At 66.4% G+C, this 15,414-nt stretch carries 18 protein-coding genes; 3 read left to right on the top strand and 15 right to left on the bottom strand.

Features of this window, described 5'->3' with window-relative positions; genetic code table 11:
* Nucleotides 1–346, top strand: a 346-nt coding sequence (locus F3J10_RS29565) for a glycine zipper 2TM domain-containing protein (RefSeq protein WP_167243588.1), incomplete at its 5' end; no start/stop codon positions are given.
* Between the two features lie 119 nt (nucleotides 347–465).
* Here F3J10_RS29565 and iscX read toward each other — a convergent pair.
* The 12 genes from iscX to F3J10_RS29505 form a co-directional block, all read right to left on the bottom strand.
* Nucleotides 466–672: a Fe-S cluster assembly protein IscX gene (gene iscX, locus F3J10_RS29560; protein WP_025099870.1), complete on the bottom strand. Its 207-nt coding sequence runs from the start codon at nucleotides 670–672 to the stop codon at nucleotides 466–468.
* A 20-nt stretch (nucleotides 673–692) separates the two neighbouring features.
* On the bottom strand, nucleotides 693–1,034 hold the full coding sequence (fdx, locus tag F3J10_RS29555) for an ISC system 2Fe-2S type ferredoxin (protein WP_013698731.1): 342 nt from the start codon (nucleotides 1,032–1,034) through the stop codon (nucleotides 693–695).
* A 71-nt stretch (nucleotides 1,035–1,105) separates the two neighbouring features.
* A complete protein-coding gene (gene hscA, locus F3J10_RS29550) occupies nucleotides 1,106–2,974 on the bottom strand; it encodes a Fe-S protein assembly chaperone HscA (RefSeq protein WP_167243587.1) in 1,869 nt (622 codons plus the stop codon).
* Nucleotides 2,975–3,044: 70 nt separating this feature from the next.
* Nucleotides 3,045–3,572, bottom strand: coding sequence for a Fe-S protein assembly co-chaperone HscB (hscB, locus tag F3J10_RS29545; protein ID WP_025099868.1), 528 nt, complete (start codon nucleotides 3,570–3,572; stop codon nucleotides 3,045–3,047).
* 103 nt (nucleotides 3,573–3,675) lie between these two features.
* Nucleotides 3,676–3,999 carry an iron-sulfur cluster assembly protein IscA gene (gene iscA, locus F3J10_RS29540; RefSeq protein ID WP_025099867.1) on the bottom strand — a complete coding sequence of 108 codons (324 nt, stop codon included), beginning with the start codon at nucleotides 3,997–3,999 and terminating at the stop codon, nucleotides 3,676–3,678.
* Between the two features lie 115 nt (nucleotides 4,000–4,114).
* A complete protein-coding gene (gene iscU, locus F3J10_RS29535) occupies nucleotides 4,115–4,522 on the bottom strand; it encodes a Fe-S cluster assembly scaffold IscU (protein ID WP_013698735.1) in 408 nt (135 codons plus the stop codon).
* A gap of 55 nt (nucleotides 4,523–4,577) precedes the next feature.
* Complete coding sequence (locus F3J10_RS29530; protein ID WP_025099866.1) at nucleotides 4,578–5,801, bottom strand: IscS subfamily cysteine desulfurase; 1,224 nt, start codon at nucleotides 5,799–5,801, stop codon at nucleotides 4,578–4,580.
* Nucleotides 5,802–5,881: 80 nt separating this feature from the next.
* On the bottom strand, nucleotides 5,882–6,421 hold the full coding sequence (gene iscR, locus F3J10_RS29525; RefSeq protein WP_025099865.1) for a Fe-S cluster assembly transcriptional regulator IscR: 540 nt from the start codon (nucleotides 6,419–6,421) through the stop codon (nucleotides 5,882–5,884).
* A gap of 127 nt (nucleotides 6,422–6,548) precedes the next feature.
* A complete protein-coding gene (locus F3J10_RS29520; protein WP_124094398.1) occupies nucleotides 6,549–7,031 on the bottom strand; it encodes a low molecular weight protein-tyrosine-phosphatase in 483 nt (160 codons plus the stop codon).
* Nucleotides 7,032–7,122: 91 nt separating this feature from the next.
* Nucleotides 7,123–7,338: a hypothetical protein gene (locus F3J10_RS29515; RefSeq protein ID WP_013698739.1), complete on the bottom strand. Its 216-nt coding sequence runs from the start codon at nucleotides 7,336–7,338 to the stop codon at nucleotides 7,123–7,125.
* A 206-nt stretch (nucleotides 7,339–7,544) separates the two neighbouring features.
* Complete coding sequence (locus tag F3J10_RS29510; RefSeq protein ID WP_124094399.1) at nucleotides 7,545–8,966, bottom strand: lactate utilization protein B; 1,422 nt, start codon at nucleotides 8,964–8,966, stop codon at nucleotides 7,545–7,547.
* A 50-nt stretch (nucleotides 8,967–9,016) separates the two neighbouring features.
* Nucleotides 9,017–9,739, bottom strand: a complete 723-nt coding sequence (locus F3J10_RS29505) for a (Fe-S)-binding protein (protein WP_046580881.1) — start codon at nucleotides 9,737–9,739, stop codon at nucleotides 9,017–9,019.
* 190 nt (nucleotides 9,740–9,929) lie between these two features.
* Here F3J10_RS29505 and F3J10_RS29500 point away from each other — a divergent pair, with 190 nt between their 5' ends.
* Nucleotides 9,930–10,739, top strand: coding sequence for an IclR family transcriptional regulator (locus tag F3J10_RS29500; protein ID WP_013698742.1), 810 nt, complete (start codon nucleotides 9,930–9,932; stop codon nucleotides 10,737–10,739).
* Nucleotides 10,740–10,833: 94 nt separating this feature from the next.
* Here the strand turns inward: F3J10_RS29500 and pbpG are convergent, their stop codons facing one another.
* Entirely contained in the window at nucleotides 10,834–11,985 is a 1,152-nt protein-coding gene (pbpG, locus tag F3J10_RS29495) for a D-alanyl-D-alanine endopeptidase (protein WP_167243586.1), read from the bottom strand.
* Nucleotides 11,986–12,108: 123 nt separating this feature from the next.
* A complete protein-coding gene (locus F3J10_RS29490; RefSeq protein WP_152554437.1) occupies nucleotides 12,109–12,330 on the bottom strand; it encodes a hypothetical protein in 222 nt (73 codons plus the stop codon).
* Nucleotides 12,331–12,702: 372 nt separating this feature from the next.
* Between F3J10_RS29490 and F3J10_RS29485 the strand changes: the two genes are divergently transcribed.
* The gene (locus tag F3J10_RS29485; protein ID WP_025099860.1) at nucleotides 12,703–13,272 is read left to right on the top strand and encodes a phasin family protein; all 570 of its coding nucleotides are present in this window, start codon (nucleotides 12,703–12,705) and stop codon (nucleotides 13,270–13,272) included.
* Between the two features lie 214 nt (nucleotides 13,273–13,486).
* Here the strand turns inward: F3J10_RS29485 and lpdA are convergent, their stop codons facing one another.
* Nucleotides 13,487–15,271, bottom strand: coding sequence for a dihydrolipoyl dehydrogenase (lpdA, locus tag F3J10_RS29480; protein WP_167233447.1), 1,785 nt, complete (start codon nucleotides 15,269–15,271; stop codon nucleotides 13,487–13,489).
* Nucleotides 15,272–15,414 lie beyond the last annotated feature (143 nt).

Raw genomic sequence — 15,414 nt, 5'->3', positions numbered from 1 at the left:
GCAGGCCTCCGCCTGCCATACCTGCGGCACGGTGGTGGCCATCACCGAGACGCGCACGCCCGGCCAGGGCACGGGGATCGGCGCGGTCGGCGGCGCCGCCGCGGGCGGCCTGCTCGGCAACCAGTTCGGCCGCGGCGGCGGCCGCACCGCGATGACCATCATCGGCGCGCTCGGCGGCGGCCTGGCCGGCAACTCGATCGAGAAGCGCGTGCGCAGCACCACCGACTACCACGTGCGCGTGCGCATGGAAAACGGCACGGAACGCAGCTTCACCTACCGCAACCCGCCGCCGTTCGGCGAAGGCCAGCGCGTGCACATCGAACACGGCACGCTGGCTGCCGGCTGATCGACACGCGGCGGCTCCCTGGCCGCGTTGCCCATGTGAAAACGGCTCGCGCCCCTCGAAGGGCGCGAGCCGTTTTTTCTCCTGCATCGTCGGGCCCGGTCAGGCGGCCCGAGTTCATGTCATTCGTCGTCGAAGTCGGATTCGTCGATCCAGTGCAACTGGATCGCCTCGAGGATCTTCTCGCCCGAACGCTCGGGCTCGTCGTCGAAGCCGTCGAGCTCGAGTACCCATTGGCGCAGATCGGTGAAGCGGATCGTCTTCGGATCCAGGTCGGGAAACTTGTCGGCGAGCGCAATCGCGATCTCGCGCGAATCGGTCCATTTCATCGTCGCACCTCCTGAACGGGTCAGTGATTCTCTTTGGCGTGATTGATCGTGTACTTGGGGATCTCGACCACCAGGTCCGATTCCTCGGTCACGATCGCCTGGCACGACAGGCGCGATTGCGGCTCCAGCCCCCAGGCGCGATCGAGCAGGTCGTCCTCGTCTTCCTCGGAGGGGGCCAGCTCGTTGAAGCCTTCGCGCACGATCACGTGGCAGGTCGTGCAGGCGCAGGATTTCTCGCAGGCATGCTCGATCTCGATGCCGTTGTCGAGCAGGTTGTCGCAGATGCTCTTGCCGGGCGTCGCGTCGATCACCGCGCCGTCCGGGCACAGTTCGACGTGGGGCAAAACTACCAGTTGGGGCATGTCGGTTCCGTGTTTCATCGATGGCGCGCCGCGCCGCTTCGCATCGCGCACGTCGGCGCGATGCCGTTGTTTCAGATCTCGTCGAGCTTGCGGCCCGCGAGCGCGCGACGGATGTTCTTGTCCATCCGCCGTGCCGCGAATTCGTCGGTGCCCTCGGCCAGCGCCTTGGTCGCCGCGTCGATCGCGTCGGTGTCCTCGCCGCCCGCCAGCGCGCGCAGCTTGGTGATCAGCGCGTCGATCGCCGCGCGCTCCTCGGCGTCGAGCAGGTCCGCGTCCACCGCGAGCGCCGCCTCGGTCGCCTCGGCGATGCGCTGCGCCTCCACCTGCGCCTCGCGCAGCGCACGCGCGCGCATGTCGATGTCGGCGGTCTTGAAGCTGTCTTCCAGCATCTTGGCGATGTCGTCGTCGGCGAGGCCGTAGGACGGCTTCACCACCACCGAGGCCTCCACGCCCGAATGCTGCTCGCGCGCGAACACCGACAGCAGGCCGTCGGCATCGACCTGGTAGGTCACGCGGATCCGCGCCGCGCCGGCCGACATCGGCGGGATGCCGCGCAGCTCGAAGCGCGCCAGCGAACGGCAATCGGCCACCAGTTCGCGCTCGCCCTGCACCACGTGGATCGCCATCGCGGTCTGGCCGTCCTTGAAGGTGGTGAATTCCTGCGCGCGTGCCACGGGGATGGTCGAGTTGCGTGGAATGATCTTCTCGACCAGGCCGCCCATGGTCTCGACGCCGAGCGACAGCGGGATCACGTCGAGCAGCAGCCAGTCGTCGCCGTTGGCGCGGTTGCCGGCCAGCAGGTCGGCCTGCACGGCCGCGCCGAGCGCGACCACCTGGTCCGGATCGAGATTGATCAGCGGCGGCTGGCCGAAGAAACGCTCGACGGCCGCGCGGATCACCGGCATGCGCGTCGCGCCGCCCACCAGCACCACGCCCTTGATCTCGGCCGGCGTGACCTGCGCGTCGCGCAGTGCCTTGCGGGTCGGCGCGAGCGTGCGCGCGACCAGCGGCTCGACCAGCCCGGCGAAGGTCTCGGCGGAAATCGTCTGGGCGATCGTCGCGCCGGTCGACAGCGTGATCTCGAAGGCCGCCTCGGGCGCGTCGCTCAGCGCTTCCTTCACGGCACGCGAACGGTCGAGCAGCGCCCGCACGTCCTCGGCCGACAGCGCGGCGCGTTCGATGCCCGCCGCGGCGAGCACATGCGCGAACAGGGCGTGGTCGAAATCGTCACCGCCGAGCGCGGAATCGCCGCCCGCCGCGAGGACCTCGAACACGCCCTTGGTCAGTTTCAGGATCGACAGGTCGAAGGTGCCGCCGCCCAGATCGTAGACGGCATAGAGGCCTTCCGCGCCGTTGTCGAGCCCGTAGGCGATCGCGGCCGCGGTCGGTTCGTTGAGCAGGCGCAGCACGTTCAGGCCGGCCAGCCGCGCCGCGTCCTTGGTGGCCTGGCGTTGCGCGTCGTCGAAATAGGCCGGCACGGTGATCACGGCGCCCACCAGGTCGTCGCCGAGCGTATCCTCGGCGCGCTGGCGCAGGGTGGCGAGAATCTCGGCCGAGACCTCGACGGGGCTCTTCACGCCGTCGATGGTGCGAATCTGCACCATGCCCGGCGCATCGACGAAGTCGTAGGGCGCGTTGGCCGCGTGCTCGACCTCGGCCTTGCCGCGGCCCATGAAACGCTTGACCGAGACGATCGTGTTGCGCGGATCGCTGGCCGCGGCCTCCTTGGCCGCATAACCGATGCGGCGCCCGCCCTTCTCGAGGTAGCGGACCACGGAAGGCAGCAGCGCGCGGCCTTCGTCGTCGGGCAGCACCTCGGCCACGCTGTTGCGCACCGACGCGACGAGCGAATTCGTCGTGCCGAGATCGATGCCGACTGCCAGGCGCCGCTGATGCGGCGCGGGCGCCATGCCGGGTTCGGAGATTTGCAGTAAAGCCATCGCTGTATTCGGTGAGGGGCACGGGGCCCCGCTTGCTTCGCGCGCCGCGCCCGAGCGCGGCCCCGCGCGGTTAATCTTCGAGACGCTCGATCTGCGTCGTCACTTCGGCGGCCACCCGCTCGATGAACATCAGCTGGCGTACCGCCTCGGCCGCGCCCTGGTTCGAGCCGCTGTCGAGCAGGGCCGCGAGCTTGTCGAGCCGCGCGCGCTTTTCCTCGCGCAATTCGCCGAGCAGCGCGTCGAGCGCATCGACATTCCTCGCGCCGGCCGCATCCTCGATCGCCTCGCGCCATTCCATCTGCTGCATCAGGAAGGCCGGCTCCATCGCCGTGTTGTTCTCGGCGCCGACCTCGACCTCGCGCAGCGACAGCAGGTAGATCGCGCGCTTCAGCGGATCGCGCAGCGTCTGGTAAGCCTCGTTGGCGCGCGTGGCCCATTGCATCGCGATGCGCTTTTGCGCGTCGCCGGCCGCCGCGAAGCGATCCGGATGCACCTCGGACTGCACCGCGCGATACGCGGCGTCGAGCGCACCGGCGTCTAGCGCGAACTGCGTCGGCAGGTGAAAGAGTTCGAAATAGCTGTCTTTCAGCGAAATCATCGCGTGATGCCCAAGGCCTGGTGGTCGATGGTGCAGGTGGAAGCGGTCCGCACAAGAAAAAGGCGGCCAATGCCGCCTATGGCCCGCTGCGCGCGGTGCGTCCTCAGACGCGGAACGACTCGCCGCAGCCGCACTCGTCCTTGACGTTCGGATTGTTGAACTTGAAGCCTTCGTTCAAGCCCTCGCGCGCGAAGTCGAGCTCGGTACCGTCGATATAGGCGAGGCTCTTCGGATCGACCACCACCTTCACGCCATGGCTCTCGAACACCTGATCCTCGGTCGCCATGTCGTCGACATACTCGAGCTTGTAGGCCAGGCCCGAGCAGCCGGTGGTGCGCACGCCGAGCCGCAGGCCCAGCCCCTTGCCGCGTCGCGTCAGGTACTTCTGCACGTGTTGCGCTGCTTTTTCGGTCAGTGTGATTGCCATGATGTTCCTGGTCGCCCGCGCCGCGCGCGGACGTCGTGCCTCGATAAACCTCGCCGCTCGTCCTTCTCGCGACGCACTGCGTTGTCAGGCGCGGGCGTCCATCCCGCGCCGCCGCTTACGCGGCCTGGCCGTCTTCCGCGGTCGCGTCGTGACGCTTGCGGTAATCGGCCACCGCCGCCTTGATCGCGTCTTCCGCGAGGATCGAGCAGTGGATCTTCACCGGCGGCAGCGCCAGTTCCTCGGCGATCTGCGTGTTCTTGATGGCCAGCGCCTGGTCCAGCGTCTTGCCCTTCACCCACTCGGTGACCAGCGAGCTCGAGGCGATCGCCGAGCCGCAGCCGTAGGTCTTGAACTTCGCGTCTTCGATCACGCCGTCCGAACCGACACGGATCTGCAGCTTCATCACGTCGCCGCAGGCCGGCGCGCCGACCATGCCCGTGCCGACCGCGTCATCGTCCTTCGAGAAGGAACCGACGTTGCGCGGGTTTTCGTAGTGATCCAGAACCTTGTTGCTGTAAGACATGATTCGACTCCTTGATACGTTGCGTGCGCGCGGCGCCGGGCCGCGCAACCTTCGTTCAGTGTGCGGCCCACTCGATCGTCGACAGATCGATCCCGTCCTTGTGCATTTCCCAGAGCGGCGACAGGTCGCGCAGCTTGGCGATCTTGCCCTGCAACAGGTTGATCACGTAGTCGACATCGGCCTCGGTAGTAAAGCGGCCGACCGTGAAGCGGATCGAGCTGTGCGCGAGTTCGTCGTTGCGGCCCAGCGCGCGCAGCACGTAGGACGGTTCCAGCGAGGCCGAGGTGCAGGCCGAGCCCGACGACACGGCGACATCCTTGATCGCCATGATCAGCGACTCGCCTTCGACGAAGTTGAAGCTGATGTTCAGGTTGTGCGGGACACGCTGCTCCATGTCGCCGTTCACATAGGTTTCCTCGATCTGCGACAGGCCACGCAGCAGCTTGTCGCGCAGCGCGCGCACGCGCTCGTTCTCGACCGCCATTTCCTCGCGGGCGATGCGGAAGGCCTCGCCCATGCCGACGATCTGGTGCGTCGCCAGCGTGCCCGAGCGCATGCCGCGCTCGTGGCCGCCGCCGTGCATCTGCGCCTCGATCCGCACGCGCGGCTTGCGGCGCACGTAGAGCGCGCCGATACCCTTCGGGCCGTAGGTCTTGTGCGCCGAGAACGACATCAGGTCGACCTTCAGCTTGGCGAGGTCGATGCCGACCTTGCCGGTGGACTGCGCGGCGTCGACGTGGAACACGATGCCCTTGGCGCGGCAGATCTCGCCGATGGTCTCGATGTCCTGGACCACGCCGATCTCGTTGTTCACGTGCATCACCGACACCAGGATCGTGTCCGGGCGCAGCGCGGCCTTGAACACCTCGAGGTCGATCAGGCCGTCGTCCTTGACGTCCAGGTAGGTCACCTCGAAGCCTTCGCGCTCGAGTTCGCGGCAGGTGTCGAGCACGGCCTTGTGCTCGGTCTTCACCGTGATGATGTGCTTGCCCTTGCCCTGGTAGAAATGCGCCGCGCCCTTGATCGCGAGGTTGTCCGATTCGGTCGCGCCCGAGGTCCAGATGATTTCGCGCGGATCCGCGTTCACGAGCGCCGCCACCTGCTCGCGCGCCTCTTCCACCGCCCGCTCCGCATCCCAGCCGTACGCGTGGCTGCGCGACGCCGGATTGCCGAACTGCTCGCGCAGATACGGCACCATCTTGTCGACCACGCGCGGATCGACGGGCGTCGTCGCGCTGTAGTCCATATAGATGGGCAGGTGAGGAGTATCGTTGTTCATCTGTCGCTCCGGGTATTCATTCAGTGCAGGGACAATCTGTTATGTAGGTGTGGTTTTATCGGGTACGGCAGCGTCGCGCCTCAGGAACTGGTCGCGATGTTGAAGACCGAATTCGGCCCGAGCGGCATCGCCCGCACCGGCTCGACGGGCGCGGCCGGCTCCGGCGCGCGGCGGTCGCGCAGCACGGCGGGCGCACCCTCGCGGGCACGCTGCTGATCGACGAGATCCTGCAGCGAGACCGAATCGAGGTATTCGACCATCTTCTGGTTGAGCGTCGACCAGAGCTCGTGCGTCATGCAATGTCCATCGGGCTGCTTGGTGCCTTCGCAGGTACCCTTGCCGCCGCATTGCGTGGCATCGAGCGGTTCGTCGACCGCGATGATGATGTCGGCGACCGTGACGTCGGCCGCACGGCGCGCGAGGTTGTAGCCGCCCCCCGGCCCGCGGACCGATTCGACGATCTCGTGCCGGCGCAGCTTTCCGAACAACTGCTCCAGGTACGAGAGCGAGATGCGCTGGCGCTGGCTGATGCCTGCAAGCGTCACCGGCCCCTGCTCCTGGCGCAGTGCCAAGTCAATCATCGCCGTGACGGCGAAACGGCCTTTCGTGGTGAGTCTCATAGTCGTAGGGGACAGCAATCTTGACGATTTTGGTCAAGTATAAATATCTGACAGTTTTAGTCAAGTATCCCTGTCCCGGGGAGGGAGATTCAGTGAACGCTACAGAAGTGCCGCAGCGGCCTTGGGTTCAATTGCCGACTCGCTCGCGCAACGTCGCGAGCAGGCCTGCACAGGCGCGCTCGCATTGATCGAGCACTTGCTCGAAGCCTTGCGCGCCGCCGAAATAAGGGTCCGCCACTTCGCGTTGACCGGCACCGGTCGCGAATTCCATCAGCAGACGGACCTTGTGTCGATGCTCGGCCGGGCAACGGCGACGCAACTCGGCGAGATTCGCTTCGTCCATCGCGAGCAGCAGGTCGAAACGCTCGAAGTCGCCGCTGGCGACCTGACGCGCCCGCAGCGCCGACAGATCGTAGCCACGGCCGCGCGCTGCCTGTTGGGCGCGCGCATCGGGCGCCTCGCCGACGTGCCAGTCGCCCGTTCCGGCGGAATCGATCTCGATCACATGATCGAGGCCCGCCGCGCCGACCTGCTCGCGCATCACGCCCTCCGCGGTCGGGGAGCGACAGATGTTGCCGAGGCAGACGAAGCAGATCGAAGCGCGTTTCATCGTGCGAACGGACGTCGGCGAACGGCCGCGAAAACAGAAAGCGCGCCATTATACAGGCGCGTTTCGATACCCGTGGCCGGCCGGCGCGGCATCACAGCGCCTTGGTGGCGGCCAGCGGCGCGGCCGAAGCGGCTTCGGGCGAATCGCCGACCAGCCCGAACGACACGGTGCGAGCCAACTCCGCGGAAACCTGCCCGATCGGCTGCGGTTCGCTGGGGCGCGCGGCGTTCGACGCGTACAGGTACGCGACGGCGGCAAGCGGTACGACGATCGCGAGCGGCCAGTACATCGATATTGTCTTTCTCATGATGCGACCTCCGGTAACTGCGTGTCGAATCCATTGCTCGACACTACAGGCGCCATTCTATAGACCGCATCTATTGAGATAAACCATCAAATAGCGAACGCTCTGTTGTCGTGCGGCGAACAGTCGCCAATTTGTTCGAGCGTTCACTGTGCGGGATCAAGGCGCTGCCCCGGCTCCAGGTAACCCGCCTACCTTGGCAGAAGCCATCAGCCGAGATGGGTCTTCGACGCCGCGTAGAGTTCGCGGAAGGTGCGCCCGGTCGGCGTCGGCAGGTCGCGCGTATCGGTCCAGCCGGCCGCCAGCGGCAGCTTGCGGATCCCGCCGCCCGACTTGCGTTCGCCGCCGACGCGCTCCAGGATCCGCACCATCAGCTTGGTCGCGAGCCCGTACAACGTCGGCCGGCGCGCGGCGAAACCCCAGGCGGCCAGCGCCAGGCGCTCGCGCCAGGGCCGCAGCCCCCGCTCCACCTGCTTCTCGCGCAGGGTGCGCAGCAGCCCCGACAAGGGAATGCCGACCGGGCAGACGCTGTCGCATTCGCCGCACAAGGTGGCGGCCTGCGGCAGGTCGAGCGAGCGCTCGAGCCCGACGTAGCTCGGCGTGAGCACCGAGCCCATCGGCCCCGGATAGACCCAGCCATAGGCATGGCCGCCGACCTTCTGGTAGACCGGGCAATGGTTCATGCAGGCGCCGCAGCGGATGCAGCGCAGCATCTCCTGGAACTCGCCGCCGATCAGCCCGGTGCGCCCGCCGTCGACCAGCACCACGTAGTTGTGCTCGGGGCCGTCCTCCTCACCGGCCGCGCGCGGCCCCGTGAGCAGCGAGAAATAGTTCGAGGTCTTCTGGCCGGTGGCCGAGCGCGGCAGCAGCCGCATCGCGGTGGCCAGGTCCTCGAGCGTCGGCAGCACCTTCTCGATCCCGGTCACGGCCACGTGCACGCGCGGCATCACCGTGCACATGCCCTCGTTGCCCTCGTTGGTCACCAGCACCACCGATCCCGTCTCGGCCACCACGAAGTTGCCGCCCGTCAGCCCCATGTCGGCGCCGAGGAAGTGCGGCCGCAGCACCTCGCGCGCCTCGCGCGTCATGGCCGGGATCTCGGTCAGGCGCTCGCGTCCGTGAGTACGCGCGAACAGGTCGGCGATCTCGTCCTTGTCCTTGTGGACCACGGGCGCGATGATGTGGCTCGGCGCCTCGTTGTCGTTGATCTGCAGGATGTATTCGCCGAGGTCGGTCTCGATCGACTGCACGCCGATCTCGGCGAGCACGGCATTGATGCGCATCTCCTCCGAGACCATCGACTTGGTCTTGATGACCTTCCTGACCTCGTGCCGCCTGGCGATCTCGGCCACCAGCCTGGCCGCGTCGGCCATCGACTCGGCGAACAGCACCGTGGTGCCGCGTCGCGTGGCCTCGCGCTCGAAGGCCTCGAGCCAGACATCGAGGTTCTCCAGCGCGCGGTTGCGGCGCGCCTTCAGCGCGGCGCGCGTGGCCGCGAAATCGATCTGCGTGACAGCCTCGGCGCGCGCCGAGACGAACTTGGTCGACAACTTCTTGAGGTTCTGCTGCAGGCGCTGGTCGGCGAGCTTCTGGCCCGCGCGCGCCTTGAACTGCATCGATTGAACTTGCATGGCTGGCAGGATCGGCTGGCGGCTGGTCGGGAAACGGGGAAACGGCGGGTTCAGAGATCGCCGGCGAGGACCTGCGCGACGTGCAGCACACGCGTGTCCTTGTCGCCGGTGCGGCGCAGGCGCCCCTCGATGTTGAGGATGCAGCCGAGATCGCCGAGCACCACGGTGCGCGTGCCGCTGGCCTGCACGTTGGCGCATTTCTCGTCGACGATCGCGGTCGAGATCGCGCCGTACTTGAGCGCGAAGGTGCCGCCGAAGCCGCAGCAATGCTCGCAGTCCTTCATCTCCCGGACCTCGACGCCGCGCTGCGCGAGCAAGGCCCGCGGCTGCGCCTTCACGCCGAGTTCGCGCAGGCCCGAGCAGGAATCGTGATAAGTGACAGGGCCGCTGAACTCGCCGCGCGGCAGCTCGACCTTCGCGACCTTGACGAGGAAATCGGTCAGTTCATACACGCGCTCGCGCAAGCGCCCGTAGCGCGCCATCAGTTCGGGATCGTCGCGAAACAGGTCGCCGTAATGGGCGCGGATCATGCCGCCGCAGGAGCCCGACGGCACCACCACGTAGTCGAACTGCTCGAACTCGCGCAGGGTCTTTTCCGCCAGGTCCCGCGCGAGGCGGCGCTCGCCGGAGTTGTAGGCGGGTTGCCCGCAGCAGGTCTGCGCGGGCGGCACGTCCACCTCGAAACCGGCATCGCGGATCAGTTTCAGCGCGGAAAAACCGATTTCAGGCCGCATCAGGTCGATGAGGCAGGTGACGAACAATCCGACTCGCATGGCCGCTCCTTCGAGAAAACGCCGCTCATTATCCGCGCTTTGCCGCGCAAGACCAACGCTGCGACGCGGCGATCGACGAAACGGCGCGCATCGAACCGATCCGAAGCACTCCTCGAACAGCGTTCGCTTTTTTCACATTACGAGATACAATCGGCTCCTCACCGTTTGACAGGTCAACTGATTTTTCACGATGAGCACTCCGACTCCGGACCCGAAGACGTCGATCCAGGTGATCGAACGCATGATGCGGCTGCTCGACGCGCTGGCCGACCACACCGACCCGGTCAGCCTGAAGGAGCTCGCGCAGAGCACGGAGCTGCATCCGTCCACCGCGCACCGCATCCTCAACGACATGGTGACCTGTCGCCTGGTCGACCGATCCGACCCGGGCACCTACCGCCTCGGCATGCGCCTGCTCGAACTCGGCAACCTGGTGAAGGCGCGCCTGTCGGTGCGCGACGCGGCGCTGATGCCGATGCGCGAGCTGCACCGGCTGACCGGGCAGACCGTGAACCTGTCGGTGCGCCAGGGCGACGAGATCGTCTATATCGAGCGGGCCTATTCGGAGCGCTCGGGCATGCAGGTGGTGCGCGCGATCGGCGGCCGCGCGCCGCTGCACCTGACCTCGGTCGGCAAGCTGTTCCTGGCCGCCGACGAAACCACCCGCGTGCGGGCCTATGCCACGCGCACCGGCCTCGCCGGCCATACCCAGAACAGTATTACCGACCTCGGCAAGCTCGAGCGCGAGCTGTCGATCGTGCGCCAGCAGGCCTGCGCGCGCGACAACGAGGAGCTCGAACTGGGCGTGCGCTGCATCGCCGCCGGCATCTACGACGACTCGGGCAAGCTGGTGGCGGGCTTGTCGCTGTCCGCGCCGGCCGATCGACTGCAGGATGCCTGGCTCGGCCAGATCAGCCATACCGCGCTGACCATCTCCGAGGCGCTCGGCTACCGGCCGCCGAAGGAACTCGACGGCGCGGCGCTCGCCAAGTCGATCTGACGCACGGATCGCGGCACCATGCAAAAAGCCCCGCATTCGCGGGGCTTTTTGTTGGGAAGCGCAGCCAGCCCCGATGCGGGCCGACAAGCGGCGATCAGGTACCGCCCGCGCCCGTGTTCGCCGCGGTCAGGCGCTCGCCGCCGCCGGCGTCGAGCCAGTTGCGCACGCGCGACGCGTCGGCCACGCGCGAATACTTGCCGAAGGAATCGAGCAGCACCATCACGATCGGGCGGCCATGGATGGTGGTCTGCATCACCAGGCACTCGCCCGCCTCGTTGATGAAGCCGGTCTTCTGCAGGCCGATGTCCCAGGACGGATTGCGCACCAGCGCATTGGTGCTGTTGTAGACCAGCGAGCGCTTGCCGGTAAACACCGTGTAGGTGCGATCGGTCGAGAAACGACGGATCAGCGGGTACTGGTAAGCCGCGTCGATCATCTTGACCAGGTCGCGCGCGCTCGACACGTTCAAACTCGTCAGACCCGTCGAGTTCTCGAAGTGCGTGTCGGTCATGCCCAGCGATTTCGCCTTCGCGTTCATCGCCGCGATGAACGCCGGGCGCCCGCCCGGGTAGTAGCGCGACAATGCCGCGGCCGCGCGGTTCTCCGATGCCATCAGCGCGATGTGCAGCATGTCTTCCCGCGACAGGACCGACCCCACGGACAGTCGCGAGCCGGTGCCCTTCTCGTAATCGCGATCCTCGTCGGTGACGGCGATCTGCTCGTCGAGCGAGGCCTTCGAATCGAGCACGACCATCGCGGTCATCAGCTTGGAGATCGAGGCGATCGGCACCACCGCGCGCGAGTTCTTGTCGAACAGCGGTTCCGAGTTGTTCTGGTCGACCACGTAGGCGACGCTGGAACGCAGCGCGAGCGCATCGGGCGTGTCGTGCAGGCCGAAGGCCTGGCCGACCGAAGGCTGGCGCGGCTGGAACGCCACGCGCCGCACGGCGCCGTGATGACGGCCCGGCACGGCGGCCAGCGTCACGCGCTTGCGGCCCTTGCGCGGCGCCTCGGCGGCCACCTTGGCGGTTTTCTTTTCCGCGACGACGGCGCGCTTCTTGCCCTTCGCGCTGGCGACGGGCTTGGCGGCCTTCTTCGAGGACTGGGTGGTCTTGGCGGTCGCGGCCAGGGCATCGGCAGGCACGACAGCGGCCGACGCGACGAGCACCGACACGGCGACGGACACCGCGGTGCCGAGTGCCGCGCCGTGCATCATCTTCAACGGCGAGAATAAGGAGGCTTTCATTGGGGTCTGGACAAAGCGGCGGGAGGTTTCCGCAAGTGTAGTAAAACCTGAAAAAATAAGCAATTTGAGGCACTTACCGGTTTTCGTTAAACCGGATTGTAAGAGTGGATTGCCTCGGGGCAATCACCCTCCCGTTTCCATCGAAAAATTCGATGACGCTACCTCGCGGTCCGGCATCGGCCGGATAAGCGTGATAACGGCGCCGTCGCGACGAATCGCAGCGGGAAAAACCAGTAAAACGACCTGCGAAGCGGAAAAAAATGCCGGCGGCGCGACTCGTCCGAGGCAGATGAGCGTCGCGCGCGAACGGCGTTTTTCGACCGGAATGCATGACAAACGTTCCACGGTCCGATTCGGTTTACGTGATTTCACCGCGGTAAACCCGCGCAAACCAGGCGATCACTCCCTTCCGACATGTCCCCATATGGTGCATATGCACAAGGCATTGATGACGCCGGCGTGACAGTCGCGGCAAGGAAACCGATTCCAGTCGGAATGATCCAAGCCATTGTTTTTCCGTAAAAATGATGTCATTGTGCATTGCACAAAAAGCGCTTGACATCCGCTTCGGACGCCCTAAAATGGGAACCGTTGTTGCGATGCACCAACGCATTGCGCCAGACATCGCATACCGTTCGTGCCTTGAAGTTGAGCCTCTCACTCACTTAACTCACACGACCGCCGTCAGACCGGCGTTCGTCAATCAGGAGCCAGACCATGTCCCTGCTGACCCCGGAGCAAATCGCCGCCGCCCAGAAAGCCCACCTTGAGAGCCTGTTCGGTCTCACCAGCAAGGCCTTCGAAAGCGTCGAGAAGCTGATCGAACTGAACGTGCAAGTCGTGAAGTCGACGCTCGCGGAAAGCCAGGAAAACGTGCAGCGCGCGCTGTCGGTGAAGGATGCGCAGGAACTGCTCGCCCTGCAGGCCAGCTTTGCCCAGCCGCTCGCCGAAAAGGCCCTCGCCTACGGCCGTCACCTGTACGACATCGCTTCGTCGACCCAGGCCGAATTCGCCAAGGTTGCCGAATCGCAATATGAAGAACAGAACCGCAAGGTCCAGGCGCTCGTCGACAACGTCGCGAAGAACGCCCCGGCCGGTTCGGAAACGGCTGTCGCCGCGCTGAAGTCGGCCATCAACGCCGCCAACACGACCTACGAAACGGTCCAGAAGGCCACCAAGCAGGCCGTCGAGATCGCCGAGTCGAACTTCAACGCCGCCGCTGCCGTGGCCACCAAGGCTGCCAGCGCCGCCGCATCGCGTCGCGCGAACACCGCCAAGCCGGCCTGAGGCATCACCAGGCCCGGCGGCAGCCGCCAGGCTGCCGTCACGAAAAAAGCCGCGCATTGCGCGGCTTTTTTCATTCTGCGCCGACGCTTCCCGCCCCCTCGCACGCGCCCGCCCCTCCACACCAACGAAAACGGCCCCGCCCGGACAAGCCGGAACGGGGCCGCGAGCCATGCGCGCGACCGGCGCCAACAGGCACCGGCCAAGGCACGACCTCTTACTTCTTCTTGCGCACGGGCGGCAGGTCGGTACAGACGCCTTCGTACAGCTCGGCGGCCATCCCGACCGATTCGCCAAGCGTCGGGTGCGGGTGGATGGTCTTGCCGATGTCCTCGGCATCCGCGCCCATCTCGACGGCCAGGCAGACCTCGCTGATCAGGTCGCCCGCATTCAGGCCGACGATGCCGCCGCCGATCACGCGATGGGTTTCCTCGTCGAAGATCAGCTTGGTGAAGCCCTCGTCGCGACCGTTCGCGATCGCGCGACCCGATGCCACCCAGGGGAACACGGCCTTGCCGTACTTGATCCCCTCGGCCTTGCACTGGTCCTCGGTCTTGCCGGCCCAGGCCACTTCCGGATCGGTGAAGGCCACCGACGGGATCTGCAGCGCGTCGAAGTAGGCCTTCTCGCCATGTGCCGCCTCGGCCGCGACGTGGCCTTCATGCACGGCCTTGTGCGCGAGCATCGGCTGGCCGACGATATCGCCGATCGCGAAGATGTGCGGCACGTTGGTGCGCATCTGCTTGTCGACCTCGATGAAGCCGCGATCGGTGACCGCCACGCCCGCCTTGTCGGCGCCGATCTTCTTGCCGTTCGGGCTGCGGCCCACCGCCACCAGCACCAGGTCGTAGCGCTGCGCGTCCGCCGGGGCCTTCTCGCCCTCGAACTTCACGTAGATGCCGTCTTCCTTCGCCTCGGCGCCCACCGTCTTGGTCTTGAGCATCACGTTGCCGAAACGCTTGGCATTGTGCTTTTCCCAGACCTTAACCAGATCGCGGTCCGCGCCCATCATCAGGCCGTCCATCATCTCGACCACGTCGATCTCGGCGCCCAGCGACGAGTAGACGGTCGCCATTTCCAGGCCGATGATGCCGCCGCCGATCACCAGCATGCGCTTGGGCAACTGGCGCAGTTCCAGCGCGCCGGTCGAGTCGATCACGCGCGGATCGTCCGGCATGAAGGGCAGTTTCACGGCTTGCGAGCCGGCCGCGATGATGGCCTGCTTGAACTTGACGATCTTCTTGCCGCCCTCGACCTGCACTTCCAGGTGATTCGGATCGACGAAGCTGCCGACACCGGTCACCACCTCGACCTTGCGCGCCTTGGCCATGCCGGCCAGGCCGGTGGTCAGCTGCTTGACCACGCCCGACTTGAAGTCGCGCAGCTTGTCGAGGTCGATCTCGGGCTTGCCGAAGGAGATGCCGTGATGCGCGAGCGCGGCCGCCTCGTCGAGCACCAGCGCGGTATGCAGCAGCGCCTTCGACGGGATGCAGCCGACGTTCAGGCACACGCCGCCGAGCACCGAATAACGCTCGACCAGCACCGTCTTCATGCCAAGGTCGGCGGCGCGGAACGCGGCCGAATAGCCGCCGGGGCCCGAGCCGAGCACCAGCATGTCGCATTCGATATCGGCGCTGCCCGAATAGCTGCCGGCCTGCGGCGCAGCAGCCGGCGCGGCCTTCTCGGCCGGCTTTTCGGCCGCTTTCTCGGCGGGCTTGGCAGCCGGCGCTTCCGGCGCCTTTTCCGCCGGCTTCGCGGCGTCCGCGCTGCCTTCCAGCACCACGATCAGCGTGCCTTCCGACACGTTGTCGCCCACCTTGACCTTCACTTCCTTGACCACGCCGGCTTCCGAGCTCGGCACGTCCATGGTGGCCTTGTCCGACTCGAGCGTGACGAGCGACTGCTCCTTCTCGACCGTGTCGCCCGCCTTCACCAGCACCTCGATGACGGGAATTTCCTTGAAATCGCCGATATCCGGCACTTTGACTTCGATGAGACTCATGAACTGTCCCCTACTTGTTTGGGCTACCTACCGCCGGTCGAACCACGCATCCGCGAACACGCGCGCGGCGCCGCCGGCAAGGCGGACGTCGCGCGCGCCGTGCCGGCCGCGCGGCGCGCCGGGCGCGCCACGTCGAACCGGCA

The organism is Burkholderia sp. Cy-637 (assembly GCF_011753175.1).
Classification (GTDB): Bacteria; Pseudomonadota; Gammaproteobacteria; order Burkholderiales; family Burkholderiaceae; genus Burkholderia; species Burkholderia gladioli.
Note: the sequence above shows the minus strand (reverse complement) of the source record. Positions and strands in the feature narration are given on the sequence as shown.